The sequence below is a fragment of the Kitasatospora sp. NPDC004615 genome (assembly GCF_042873545.1).
Lineage (GTDB): Bacteria > Actinomycetota > Actinomycetes > Streptomycetales > Streptomycetaceae > Kitasatospora.
The window spans coordinates 327939-340484 of record NZ_JBIALQ010000007.1; the positions used below are offsets into that span (position 1 = coordinate 327939).

Annotated in this window: 10 protein-coding genes and 1 pseudogene; 9 read left to right on the forward strand and 2 right to left on the reverse strand. The window is 72.0% G+C overall.

Annotated elements, in window-relative coordinates:
- The first annotated feature begins 119 nt into the window (after nucleotides 1-119).
- The 3 genes and pseudogenes from guaA to ACFYS8_RS25300 all read left to right on the forward strand — a co-directional run bounded on the left by guaA (nucleotide 120) and on the right by ACFYS8_RS25300 (nucleotide 2880).
- On the forward strand, nucleotides 120-1703 hold the full coding sequence (guaA, locus tag ACFYS8_RS25290; protein ID WP_387644582.1) for a glutamine-hydrolyzing GMP synthase: 1584 nt from the start codon (nucleotides 120-122) through the stop codon (nucleotides 1701-1703).
- A gap of 142 nt (nucleotides 1704-1845) precedes the next feature.
- Nucleotides 1846-2364 (forward strand): annotated as a pseudogene (locus ACFYS8_RS25295) (DoxX family membrane protein); the annotation flags it as partial.
- Nucleotides 2365-2571: 207 nt separating this feature from the next.
- The gene (locus ACFYS8_RS25300; RefSeq protein ID WP_387645000.1) at nucleotides 2572-2880 is read left to right on the forward strand and encodes a ubiquinol-cytochrome c reductase iron-sulfur subunit; all 309 of its coding nucleotides are present in this window, start codon (nucleotides 2572-2574) and stop codon (nucleotides 2878-2880) included.
- 8 nt (nucleotides 2881-2888) lie between these two features.
- Here the strand turns inward: ACFYS8_RS25300 and ACFYS8_RS25305 are convergent, their stop codons facing one another.
- Both ACFYS8_RS25305 and ACFYS8_RS25310 read right to left on the reverse strand, forming a co-directional pair.
- On the reverse strand, nucleotides 2889-3116 hold the full coding sequence (locus ACFYS8_RS25305; RefSeq protein ID WP_387644585.1) for a hypothetical protein: 228 nt from the start codon (nucleotides 3114-3116) through the stop codon (nucleotides 2889-2891).
- Entirely contained in the window at nucleotides 3116-4663 is a 1548-nt protein-coding gene (locus tag ACFYS8_RS25310) for a PspC domain-containing protein (RefSeq protein WP_387644587.1), read from the reverse strand. The genes ACFYS8_RS25305 and ACFYS8_RS25310 overlap by 1 nt, the downstream gene beginning before the upstream one ends.
- A 134-nt stretch (nucleotides 4664-4797) precedes the next feature.
- On the opposite strand from ACFYS8_RS25310, the gene ACFYS8_RS25315 reads away from it, so the two are divergent.
- From ACFYS8_RS25315 to ACFYS8_RS25340, 6 genes are all read left to right on the forward strand, one after another.
- On the forward strand, nucleotides 4798-6201 hold the full coding sequence (locus tag ACFYS8_RS25315; RefSeq protein WP_387644590.1) for a PspC domain-containing protein: 1404 nt from the start codon (nucleotides 4798-4800) through the stop codon (nucleotides 6199-6201).
- The gene (locus tag ACFYS8_RS25320) at nucleotides 6194-6862 is read left to right on the forward strand and encodes a LuxR C-terminal-related transcriptional regulator (RefSeq protein WP_387644591.1); all 669 of its coding nucleotides are present in this window, start codon (nucleotides 6194-6196) and stop codon (nucleotides 6860-6862) included. The genes ACFYS8_RS25315 and ACFYS8_RS25320 overlap by 8 nt, the downstream gene beginning before the upstream one ends.
- Before the next feature lie 205 nt (nucleotides 6863-7067).
- A complete protein-coding gene (locus tag ACFYS8_RS25325) occupies nucleotides 7068-8237 on the forward strand; it encodes a glycosyltransferase family 87 protein (protein ID WP_387644594.1) in 1170 nt (389 codons plus the stop codon).
- A 163-nt stretch (nucleotides 8238-8400) separates the two neighbouring features.
- Nucleotides 8401-9609, forward strand: coding sequence for an acyltransferase family protein (locus tag ACFYS8_RS25330; RefSeq protein WP_387644596.1), 1209 nt, complete (start codon nucleotides 8401-8403; stop codon nucleotides 9607-9609).
- 67 nt (nucleotides 9610-9676) lie between these two features.
- On the forward strand, nucleotides 9677-11206 hold the full coding sequence (locus ACFYS8_RS25335; RefSeq protein WP_387644599.1) for a glycosyltransferase family 39 protein: 1530 nt from the start codon (nucleotides 9677-9679) through the stop codon (nucleotides 11204-11206).
- Between the two features lie 110 nt (nucleotides 11207-11316).
- Nucleotides 11317-12528, forward strand: a complete 1212-nt coding sequence (locus tag ACFYS8_RS25340) for a hypothetical protein (protein ID WP_387644602.1) — start codon at nucleotides 11317-11319, stop codon at nucleotides 12526-12528.
- The last annotated feature ends 18 nt before the right edge of the window (nucleotides 12529-12546 follow it).

Below are 12546 nucleotides of genomic sequence, written 5' to 3' on the forward strand. Positions count from 1 at the left end.
CCCGGTGCAACGATTCGCCACCCTGCGCGGTCACGGGCGGCTCGGCTGGCAGCCGGGTGAAACGCTCCCGGTAGACTCGGTGGCGACACCCCTTTTGTACCGCCGCCGGAAGGCCGTCCGTGTCCTCTGTACACCCCCAGTCCCCGCCCGAGAACGACACCGTCCTGGTCGTCGACTTCGGCGCCCAGTACGCCCAGCTCATCGCCCGTCGGGTGCGTGAGGCGCGGGTTTACAGCGAGATCGTGCCGAGCTCCATGCCGGTCGCCGAGATGCTCGCCAAGAACCCGAAGGCGATCATCCTCTCCGGCGGTCCGTCGTCGGTGTACGAGGAGGGCGCTCCGCAGCTCGACCGTGCGATCTTCGAGGCCGGTGTTCCGGTGTTCGGCATGTGCTATGGCTTCCAGCTGATGGCCACCGTCCTCGGTGGCACCGTCGACAACAGCGGCGCCCGTGAGTACGGCCGCACCCCGCTGACCGTCACCCGCTCGGGCTCGACGCTGTTCGAGGGCACCCCGGACAAGCACTCGGTGTGGATGTCGCACGGCGACGCCTGCTCGGCCGCGCCGGAGGGCTTCACCGTCACCGCGTCGACCGACGTGGTGCCGGTCGCCGCGTTCGAGAACGACGAGCGCAAGCTGTACGGCGTGCAGTACCACCCCGAGGTGATGCACTCCGAGCACGGCCAGCAGGTGCTGGAGCACTTCCTGTACCGCGGCGCCGGCATCGCCCCGAACTGGACCACCACCAACGTGGTCGAGGAGCAGGTCGCGCTGATCCGCGAGCAGGTCGGCGACAAGCGCGCCATCTGCGGCCTGTCCGGTGGCGTGGACTCCGCCGTCGCCGCCGCCCTAGTGCAGCGCGCCATCGGCGACCGCCTGACCTGCGTCTACGTCGACCACGGCCTGATGCGCAAGGGCGAGACCGAGCAGGTCGAGAAGGACTTCGTCGCGGCCACCGGCGTCAAGCTGATCGTGGTCGACGCCGAGGAGCGCTTCCTGACCGCGCTGAAGGGCGTCTCCGACCCCGAGACCAAGCGCAAGATCATCGGCCGCGAGTTCATCCGGGTCTTCGAGCAGGCCCAGGCCGACATCATCGCCGACGAGGGCCCCGCCGTGGAGTTCCTGGTCCAGGGCACCCTGTACCCGGACGTGGTGGAGTCCGGCGGCGGCACCGGCACCGCCAACATCAAGTCCCACCACAACGTCGGCGGCCTCCCCGAGGACCTCGAGTTCCAGCTCGTCGAGCCGCTGCGCAAGCTGTTCAAGGACGAGGTCCGGATGGTCGGCCAGGAGCTCGGCCTGCCCGCCGAGATCGTCCAGCGCCAGCCGTTCCCCGGCCCCGGCCTCGGCATCCGCATCGTCGGCGAGGTCACCAAGGAACGCCTGGACCTGCTCCGCGACGCCGACGCCATCGCCCGCGAGGAACTGACCCTCGCCGGCCTCGACTCCGAGATCTGGCAGTGCCCCGTCGTGCTGCTCGCCGACGTCCGCTCGGTCGGCGTCCAGGGCGACGGCCGCACCTACGGCCACCCGATCGTGCTGCGCCCGGTCTCCTCCGAGGACGCCATGACCGCCGACTGGTCGCGCCTGCCCTACGAGGTGCTGGCGAAGATCTCCACCCGGATCACCAACGAGGTCAAGGACGTCAACCGCGTCGTCCTGGACGTCACCTCCAAGCCGCCGGGCACCATCGAGTGGGAGTGATCCCACCCCCGGCAACCGTGTGACCGCGCCGCCGCTCCCCGACCGAGGGAGTGGCGGCGCCGTCATGTCCGGGCGGCACCCGGCACAATCGGACCCGGTCCCGTCGGCGGTCGGCGGGCGGCGCGAGGAGAGGGCAACAGCGATGGCGACGGGCACGGGCACAGGCCTGCACGAAGGCCGGAGCACGGAAACACAGACCTGGCAGTGGAAGGCGACGGCCTCCCGCCTCGCCCTGCTGCCGCTGCGGCTGTTCCTGGGGGCGACCTTCGTCTACGCCGCCTTCGACAAGCTCTCCGACGCGCACTACCTGGCCGGCCCCGGCGACGCCGCCTCCTTCTACGCGCAGACGCAGGCCGCCAAGGCCGGCAGCCCGCTCGGCTGGGCGCTCGCCCCCGCCCTGGACTCGCCCACCTTCTTCGGCCTGCTGATCGCCTTCGGCGAGCTCGCGGTGGGCCTGGGCACCCTGTTCGGCCTGTGGGGACGGGTCGCCGCCCTCGGAGGCGCGCTGCTCAGCGCCACCCTCTGGCTGACCGTCAGCTTCCACACCACCCCGTACTACCTGGGCAACGACCTCGCCTACCTGATGGCCTGGACGCCGCTGCTGCTGGCCGGCACCCCCTACCTGTCGGTGGACGGCTACCTCGCCGCCCGGGCCGCCCGGGACCGCGCCCGCGGCCTCGCCGAGGACGCGGTGCGCCGCCGCGCCCTGCTGGACGGCGGCATCGCGGCCGTCGCGCTCGGCGGCGCCGGCCTGCTGTCCGGCTCGCTCACCGCCGCCTTCGGCCGCGACGGGATCGCGCCCGCCGCCGCCCCCGGCACCACCGGCGCGGCCCCGCAGTCCGCCGCGCCGCAGTCCGCGGCGCCGGCGGTGGGCGTCCCCGCCGCGCAGGTCCCGGTCGGCGGCTCCGCCACCGTCAAGGACCCCGCCAGCGGCGACGCCGTGTACATCGTCCAGCCGTCCGCCGGGAAGTACGCCGGCCTGTCCTCGGTGTGCACCCACTCCGGCTGCGCCGTCAACCCGCCCAAGGACGGCCAGCTGTACTGCCCCTGCCACGGCTCCAAGTTCGACGCCGCCACCGGCGCGGTGATCAACGGGCCGGCCACCAAGCCGCTGCCCACCTACGCCGTCACCAAGAACGGCGAGCAGCTCGAACTCGGGCCGAAGCAGGGCGCCTAGGGTCTGTCCTAGTCCAGCGTGTGATTGTCGTCGCGGGCCCCGCCCCGGCCGCGCCTGGAGACTGCCACCAGCGCGCCGCCGAGGCCGCCCGCGCCGAGCACGATCAGCGCCAGCGGCAGCACGAACCGGCTGTTCACCTCCTGGTCGTTCACCGACGCCACCAGGTACAGCACCGCCAGCGCCGTGAACAGTCCGCCCGCGACCAGCGCGTACAGATCGAACTGATGCTTCCTCATCACCGCTCCACCCTGATGTCACCGATGCCCATGGTCACCGTCAGCTCCAGCGCCCCCTTGGACGGCTGCCCCTCCGGGACCTCGATCACCACGTTCTCGTTGGTCGCCGGGCCGCTGTATTCCTGACCGTCCGGCAGGCTCACCGAGCCCACCCCGTCGCGCAGCTTCAGCCGCAGCTCCACACCGTCCGGCACCCGCACCACCGCGTTGCCCATGCCGACCCGCAGCTGGGTGTCGAGGACGCCGCCCTTCGGGTCCAGCGCCGACAGGTCGAGCCGGACGTCGCCGACGCCCGCCGTGTACCGCGAGTGCAGGTTGTCCGCGCTCGCCGTCCAGCTACGGTCGCCGATGGTGTCCGCGACCGTCACCGAGGTACCGCCCGCGACCACCAGGCCCGCCGTCAGCAGCAGCGACAGGAAGGTCAGCCCGCGGGTGCGCCCCCAGCGGGCGCTGAGCACCATCGCCAGGCCCAGCGGCAGCAGCGCCACCGCCAGCACCGCCGACCAGCGGTGGCTGCCGTGGTCGCTCACCGCCACCGCCCAGGCCGCGCCCAGCGACAGCAGCACCGCCGATGCCCCCAGGCCTGACCGCCCGCGCTCTGCGCGCCGCTTGGCCTTCCACTCGCGGTGGCGCGCCATGCTCTCCCGGTGCCGCTCCATCGCCTCCCGCTGCGCCAGGTGGCGCTGCTCGGCGCGCTCCCGGTACTGCGCCATGCTCTGTTCCATGCGCTCCTGGTAGCCCGACGGCGCGGCGGGCTCCTTGCGCAGCGGGTCGCCCTCCGGCAGGTCGGTGCGCTGCCACCAGGGCCGGGCGGGCGCGCCGGGCGGCGGCGTCGCGCCGTACGGGTTGCGCTCCGGGTGCCGCGGGTCCCACAGGTAACCGGACGGGCCGGCCGGGGGCGTGTCCCCGGGGACAGCGCCCGCCGCGTGCTCCTCGTTCCGGGTGGCGATCCGTTCGTGCAGGTCGGCCGTGCGGGCCTGCCACTCGCCGCGCAGGTCGCGGCTCATCGCCTCGCCCCAGGTCTTCCAGTCGGCGAAATTGCCGGACGGGTCCAGCCGGTCGTACGGGCCGCCGGCCGGCTTGGGGCCCGCGGTCTCGTCGCCGCTGAACCGGCGGCGGCGCTCCGGGTCGTGGCGCAGCGCCAGGAACACCAGCGCGGCCAGCATCAGCACCGGGAACAGCTGGTCGCCGTCGTTCATCGAGGAGAAGAACACCCCGGTGCCGATCACCGTCAGCAGCACCGCGCCGATCGACTGGCCGTCCACCCGGCCGGTCAGCACGCGCTGGAGTTCGGTGCGGCCGCCCTCGCCGTCGGTGGCCTCGCGCGGCACCACCAGCCAGGCCAGGCCGTACAGGAACAACCCGAGTCCGCCGGTCAGGCCGAGCACCGCGATCACCACCCGGAACACCACCGGGTCGATGTCCAGGTAGCGGCCGAGCCCGCCGCACACGCCCGCCACCACCCGGTGCCGGGAGGAGCGGGTCAGCGCCGGGCGCGGTTCGGTGGGGGCGCCCGGTGCGTCTCCCGGGATCTGGTCGTCCGTCATACCCCCCATCCTTCCGGGCCGCCGGGCCCCGCCCAACCGTCCGGAGCCCCGGAGCGACCCTGAACTGTCCCTGAGGCGGGCTCCGGGCCGGACCCTGATGCGCCGCCGACCGGGCACCTGCGACCATCGGTGCCGTGGCAGCACCCGACACCAGAACCACCGAGACCGCCCCGACCGACACGCCGGCCGGTGCGCCGCCCTACCGGCGGCTCTACCGCAGCCCGCACGGCCGGATCCTCGGCGGTGTCTGCCAGGGACTGTCGGTGCACCTCGGGGTGCCCGTCACCTGGGTGCGGGTGGCGTTCATCGTGCTGTTCTTCTCCCAGGGCATCGGCACGCTGCTGTACGCCGCGTTCTGGGTGGTGGTGCCGCTCGGCATCGGCGAGGCCGCCCCCGGCGCCCCCCGCACCGGGCTGCCCGCCGCCGGCGCCGGCCGCGTCGGGCGGCTGCGCGGCCTGCTGGAGCGCACCTTCCACGGCGAGGACGGCGCCCCCGGCACCTTCCCCGCCGACCTGCAGGCCGGCCCCGCCTCCGCCCCGGCCGCCCCGGCGACCGCCGGGCAGCGCGGCGGCAGCCTCGGCCAGCTGTTCGCGCTGATCGGCCTGGTCATCGGCGTGATGGCGCTGCTGTCCGCGCTCGGCATCCAGACCGCCAAGCCGTACGTGTGGCCGCTGCTCGCGGTCGGCGTCGGTGTCGCCCTGGTGTGGCGGCAGGCCGACGACTCGCGCTGGCAGAACTGGTTCGGCCTGGAGCCCGGCAGCCGCAAGGGCGCCTACCTGCGGGTCGCCGCCGGTGTGCTGCTGGTGGTGGCCGGCATCATCGGCTACTTCGTGACGCAGGGCGTCGACTCGCCGATCGCCCTGGTGATCGAGTCCTCGCTGGCCGTGGTGGCGGGCGTGCTGGTGCTGGCCGGCCCGTCGATGCTGCGGATGTGGCAGGACCTCGGCGCCGAGCGCACCGCCCGCATCCGCGCCCAGGAGCGCGCCGAGATCGCCGCCCACATCCACGACTCGGTGCTGCACACGCTGACGCTGATCCAGCGCCGGGCCGAGGACCCCAAGGAGGTGCTGCGGCTGGCCCGCGCCCAGGAACGCGAACTGCGCCTGTGGCTGTACCGCCCCGAGGCCGCCGCCGAGGCCGCGCCCGATACCCTCGCCGAACACCTGCGGGCGATCGTCGCCGAGGTCGAGGACCGGCACGGCGTCCACATCGAGCTGGTCTGCGTCGGCGACTGCCCGATGGACGAGAAGATCGCCTCGCAGATGCAGGCAGCCAGGGAAGCCATGGTGAACGCCGCCAAGTACGGTGGCGGGGGACCGGTCCAGGTCTACGCGGAGGTGGAGGGGAGGACGGTGTCGGTGTTCGTTCGCGACCACGGCCCCGGCTTCGACCCCGACGACCTGCCCGAGGACCGGATGGGCGTACGCGAATCGATCATCGGCCGGATGCGGCGCAACGGCGGCACCGCGCGGGTGCGGCCCGCGCCGGACGGCGGGACCGAGGTCGAGCTGGAGATGGAGAGGGCGGCAGATGACTGAGATAGCGGCACCCGAGAGGCGTGCCCGGGTGGTCCTGGTGGACGACCACCGGATGTTCCGTACCGGTGTGCGCGCCGAGATCGGGCGCACCGAGGAGACCGGCATCGACGTGGTCGGCGAGGCCGACGACGTGGAGTCGGCGGTCCGGGTGGTCGCCGAGACCCGGCCCGACGTGGTGCTGCTCGACGTCCACCTGCCCGGCGGCGGCGGTGTCGAGGTGCTGCGCCGCTCGGCGGGTGTGGAGGGGGTGCGCTTCCTCGCGCTGTCGGTCTCCGACGCCGCGGAGGACGTCATCGGCGTGATCCGCGGTGGCGCCCGCGGCTACGTCACCAAGACCATCACCGGTACCGACCTGGTCAAGGCGATCTTCCGGATCTCCGACGGCGACGCGGTGTTCTCGCCGCGGCTGGCCGGCTTCGTGCTCGACGCGTTCGCCGCCACCGACACCCCGCCGGTCGACGAGGACCTCGACCGCCTCACCCAGCGCGAGCGCGAGGTGCTGCGGCTGATCGCCCGCGGCTACGCGTACAAGGAGATCGCCAAGCAGCTGTTCATCTCGGTGAAGACGGTGGAGAGCCACGTCTCCGCGGTGCTGCGCAAGCTGCAGCTGTCGAACCGGCACGAACTGACCCGCTGGGCCACGGCCCGCCGGCTGATCTGAGTCGCCCGGGCCACGGGCCGGTCCGGGCCCGTGCCCGCCCTGTGGTGGGCGTCTCAGGCCCTCGATATTCGTGTGATATTTGTACGGATGCGTTCGAGCCGAGCGTGGCGATCGTCCGAACAAGGGGACCAGGGTGGGAATCAAGAAGGCGTCCGCGTCGGACATCGGTCCGTGGCTGCGGACGAGGGCGCCGATACCGGTCCTCGTGGCTGCCGTGCTCATGTACTTCTTCACCGTCTACAACGCGCGCCACAGCGGGATAAACATGATGGACAACACGTTCATCGTGAAGGCCGCGCAGACCTTCGTGGACGGGGGCTCGCCGTACGAGGACAAGCGGTTCCTGTACTTCCCCAGCGCCGTCCTGGTCGCCGCCCCGATGACCTTCGTCCCCCCGTACTGGCTGGGCTGGCTGGTGCCGGCGCTGACCACGGGCATGGTGATGCTCGGCTGGTTCTTCGCGGTGCGGATCTTCCGGGTGTCGGTGTTCAGCCGGCTGTCGGTGCTCGGCGTGCTGTTCCTCTGCTTCTTCGGCCCGTTCCGGAACCTGGCGCAGCTGGGCAACTGGACGGCCTACTCGGCGCTGGCGCTGCCGGCGGCCCTGCTGCTGGCCAGCCGGGCGCGCTGGGTGTGGGCGGGCGTGGTGGTCGGCCTGGCGATAGCGACCAAGCCGATGCTGGTGCCGTTCGCGCTGATCTTCCTGATCGCCCGGAGGCCCAAGGCGTTCGCGGTGGCCGCCGCCGTCCCGCTGGCCCTCTGCGGCGTGGCCGCGGCGATAATGCCGCAGCCCGGCCTGTTCTTCACCAAGACACTGCCGTTCCTGCTGCACGGGCAGGACGAGTTCGCCAGGCCGTACGACGCCTCGCTGGGCACCCTGCTGGCGCGGGTGCACATCCCGGGCGTGGTGGCGTCGGGCGTGGCGGCGCTGCTGGCGCTGGCGCTGCTGGTCGGCGCGTGGCGGCGCTGGAACCGGGGCGACGCGGAGGACATCCGGCTGGTCGAGACCGGCGTCATGCTGATGGTGGCGGCCAACATCGTCCTCAAGCCGGCCTTCGACCACTACCTGCTGGTGACGCTCCCGGTGCTGCTCGCCTCGGTGATCCGGTCCGGCTCGGTGGCCCGTTCGCCGTGGCTGTGGGTCGCGCTGATCCCGCGGATGGCCGGGTTCACCCTGCCCTGGTTCGACGTGGTCGAGCACTGGGCGTACTCGGTGGCCGCGGTGAACGTGACCGTCGCGCTGCTCCTGCTCGACCGGGCGTTCCGGCCGGCCGCGGTGAAGAGCGCCGAGGTGCCGGACGGGCCGGCCGCGATGGACCCCGCCGTCCCTTCCCTCGGCGAGGAGATGCTTTCCGCCACGGCACAGCCGGTGCGTTGAGCACGGTGTGACCGTGATGTATCCGGTATGGAGGGATGCCGATCTTTGCCCGCCTGTGGGTGTTTTTGGGGTGACAGGAGCGCGTAAGGTCTGCTGAGGTCGGCCGGTCCGCAGTGCGGGTCGGCCTTGGCCCTTTCGCCTTCCCCCGCGTCGAGAGTCCGTCATGCCTGCTGTGCCCATGCCGTCCCTCCCGGCTATAGCCGAGCCCGCTCCGACCGAGACCCCCGCGGCCAGACCGCGCCTGTACGTCCTGGACGGGCTGCGGCTGATCGCCTCGCTCGGAGTGGTCGCCTTCCACTGGACGGGTGTCGACATCCACCCGAACGTCTGGGCGGGAACCCCGCGTGCGCTGATGCCGACCATCCACTCGATCGGCTCCTACGGGTGGCTGGGTGTCCAGCTGTTCTTCCTGATCAGCGGCTTCGTCATCTGCATGTCCTGCTGGGGCAAGTCGCCGCGGGCGTACTTCAGCTCCCGGGTGGTGCGACTCTTCCCGGCGTACTGGATCGGCGTCCTGCTGACCACCGCCGTGGTCAACTACTGGCCGACCGCGCGCACGGACCGCAAGCCGATGAGCGTCAGCGACGTGCTGACCAACCTCACCATGCTGGAGCGCCCGCTCGGCGTCACCGAGGCGGACGGCGTCTACTGGACGCTCTGGATCGAGCTGCGGTTCTACATCGTGTTCGCGATCATGGTCGTGCTGGGTCTGACGTACCGCCGCCTGGTGGCGTTCTGCATGATCTGGACCACCCTCGTGGTGATCTCCGCGAACGTCGACAGCCCGCTGTTCGGCTACCTGGTCCAGCCCCAGGACGCCCCTTACTTCATCGCCGGCATCGTGCTGTACCTGATCTACCGGTTCGGGGCGAACCCGCTGCTGCTCGGCATGGTGGTGTTCGAGTGGCTGATAGCCCAGAACCGGCTCCACATCACCCAGGGCGGCTACGAGTACGAGGTGCACCACGCGCTCTCCTGGCCCGTCATGGCCACCCTGTCCGGCGCCGCGTTCCTGGTGATGCTCGGGGTGGCGATGGGCGCCTTCAACTCGATCCGCTGGAAGTGGCTGACCGTGGCCGGCGCCCTGACCTACCCGGTCTACCTGCTGCACCAGGAGATCGGCTGGGCGATGATCCGGCTGGCCCGGCACCAGGGCATCGGCCACAAGACGACACTGCTGCTCTGCCTGATCTTCATCCTGGCCCTGTCCTGGGTGGTGCACCGCTACGGAGAGCGGCCGCTGTCCAAGCTCCTCAAGCGGCTGATGGACGCGAAGACGCTCTCCCTGCCGAAGGCGGACCCGCCCGTCAAGCGGCGCGAACAGGCCCCCGAAGCGGCCGCGGACGACCAGGTGCTGGCCGCGCATTCATAAGCGGAGCCCGATGGCAACTAGGGTGTGGCGGGTATCGACCGCCGCCCGAAAGCCAGAGGAAGTACGTATGGGTAGTAGCACGGTGACACATGGCGCCACGGAGGCGCCGGGGGAAGTGCACCGCAGCCCGCTCCGGCAGCGCGGGGACGCCGGGGCAGCCCTGCTCCGGCGCACCTTCTGGCTCTGGCCGGCCCTGCTCACCCTCGGGCTGGGCGTCCACGGCAGCTGGCGGCCGGAACTGTGGCGTGACGAGCTGGCGACCTGGAGCGCCGCCACCCGCAGCACCGGCGAGCTGTTCGCCCTGCTGGGCAACGTGGACGCGGTGTCGGGGCTGTACTACCTGCTGATGCACTTCTGGGTGTCGGCGTTCGGCGACTCGGCCACGATGCTCCGGCTGCCCTCCGCGCTGGCCATGTCCGGCGCCGCGGTGTTCGTCGCGCTGACCGGCCGCAAGCAGTTCGACACCAGGACCGGCCTGGTCGCCGGCCTGCTGTTCGCCGTCCTCCCCAGCGTGTCGCGGTACTCCCAGGAGGCCCGCTCCTACGCCTTCGCGGTGCTCGCGGTCGCCGCCGCGACCTGGTTGCTGCTGCGCGCCCTGGAACTCCCGACCTGGCGGCGCTGGCTGCCGTACTCGGTGGCCGTCGCCCTCGCCGGACTGTTCCACATGATCGCGCTGTGCGTGCTCGCCCCGCACGCCGTCGTGGTGCTGCTGCGCTGGTGGCGGGAGCGCGGCCGGGCGCTGCTGATCGGGTTCCCGGTGGCGGTGCTGGTCGCGCTGCTGCCGGTGGTGCCGCTGGTGCTGCTCGGCCGCCGCCAGGTGGGCAGGCAGATCTCCTGGCTGCACGCGCCCACGCTGCAGGACTTCACCAACATGTGGCACGGCCTGTTCCAGTCGCCGCTGGTCAGCGGCTGCGTGCTGGCACTGGCCGTGCTGCCCGCGGCCTGGCCGAAGGGCCGCCGTCCGGCGTTCGAGATCGGCCTGATCGCGGCACTGCCGATCGTGGTGATCTGGTTCGTCTCGCAGGGGCAGACCGCCTACTTCCTCGACCGCTACCTGCTGTTCACCGTCCCCGCCTGGGTGGTGCTGGCCGCCGCCGGCCTGACCGCCCTGCGCCCGCGGGTACTGATCGCGATCGGCCTGATCGGCACCGCGCTGCTCGGCGTCCAGGACCAGCGGAACACCCGGACGCGGACCGCGCACGAGTGGGCCGACGAGCAGGGCGCCGCGAAGATCATCGCCGCGGGCTACCGGCCCGGCGACGGTGTCGCCCCGGTGCGCGGCAGCGACGCGTTCATGATGCTCGACTTCGCCCTCGACTACTACCTGCCCGAACGGGTGAAGCCGAAGGACGTGTTCATCACCGAGAGCCCGGTGCAGCACAAGGACCTGTACTCGGTCGCCTGCAAGGACCCGGCGGCCTGCGCCGCGGGCGTCGACCGCATCTGGGTGGTCACCTACGGCTCCCCCGAGGACCCGTACAAGAACATGTCCGAGGGCGAGGTCAAGGTGCTCTCCGGCGAGTACAAAACGATCCAGACCAAGCAGGTGAAGGGGATCACCGTAACCCTGGTCGAGCGCAGCAAAGCCGTGCAGTGAACGGTTTCTGACGGATCGTCCGCTGCATTTGTCAGTTCGTCGCGAACCGAGGAGGATCGGCGCAGCCGCGGGCAACGGCCCGCCTGCGACCGGTCTCGGAGGACTCTTCGGTGAGCACTGACCTCTCCCGTGCCGACGGCCGGACGGCGGATTCCGGCAGGGGCGCGCCGCGGCGATCCGCGCTGCGGGGGCGGGTCGGGCTGAGGGCCGCCGCCCCCGCCCTGCTGGGGTACATCGCGGTGCGGGCGGTCGGCGTGCTGGTGCTGGTCGCGTGGGGAGCACGCCGGAACGTGGGTGCGTTAACCCGGCTGAGTGAACTCTGGGACGCGCTGTTCTACCAGCAGATCGCCGAGCACTGGTACGCCGGGGTGGCCCCGGTGCCCGGACCGTACGGCCCGTACGAGGCGTACGCGTTCTTCCCCGGCTACCCCGCGGCGATCCGCGCCGTCGCCTGGGCGACCCCGCTGTCCTACAGCCAGGCGGCGCTGGCGGTGGCCTGGCTGTCCTCGGTGGTCGCCGCCTGGGGGATCTTCGCGGTGGGCACGCGGATCTACAACCGCAAGGTCGGCGTGCTGGCGGCCGTGCTGTGGGGCGTGCTGCCGGTCGCGGTGGTCGAGAGCATGGCCTACTCGGAGCTGATGTTCACCGCCTTCGCCGTCTGGGCGGTGTACGCGGCGATGACCCGCAGCTGGATCGTCGCGGGAACGCTGTCGCTGCTGGCCGGCCTGTGCCGCCCGACCGGGATCGCGGTGGCGGCGGCGATCGGCTGCGCCGCCCTGTGGGAACTGGTCACCCGCCGGGGCCCGGACGCGCCCGCCTGGTGGCGGCCGGTGCTCGGCGGGCTGATCGCCCCGCTGGGGTTCGTCGGCCACGTCGCCTGGGTCGGCTGGGTCAAGGGCAGCTGGGACGGCTACTTCAAGGTCCAGGAGGCCTGGCAGTCGAAGTTCGACTTCGGCCGCAGCACCGCGCACTCCTTCATCAGGCTGCTCGGCCGGGTCGAGACCGTGTGGTTGCCGCAGGTCGTGGTGGCGGTGGTGCTGGGCGTGGCCGTGCTGCTGTTCGGGATCTCGGTGATCCAGCGGCAGCCGCTCGTCGTGGTGCTGCTGAGTGCGTTCACCCTGCTGCTGGCGCTCGGGGACGCCGCGTACTTCACCTCCAGGGCCCGGTTCCTGCTGCCCGCCATCGGCCTGCTGCTGCCGCTCGCCACGGCGCTGTCCCGGGTCCGGACCAGGGCGACCCTGCTGCTGCTGCTCGCCGGCGCCGCACTCGGCTCGGCCGCGTACGGCGGGTTCCTGGTGTTCACCTACCCGGACGCCCCGTAGCGGGCCGGTCCGCCGGGT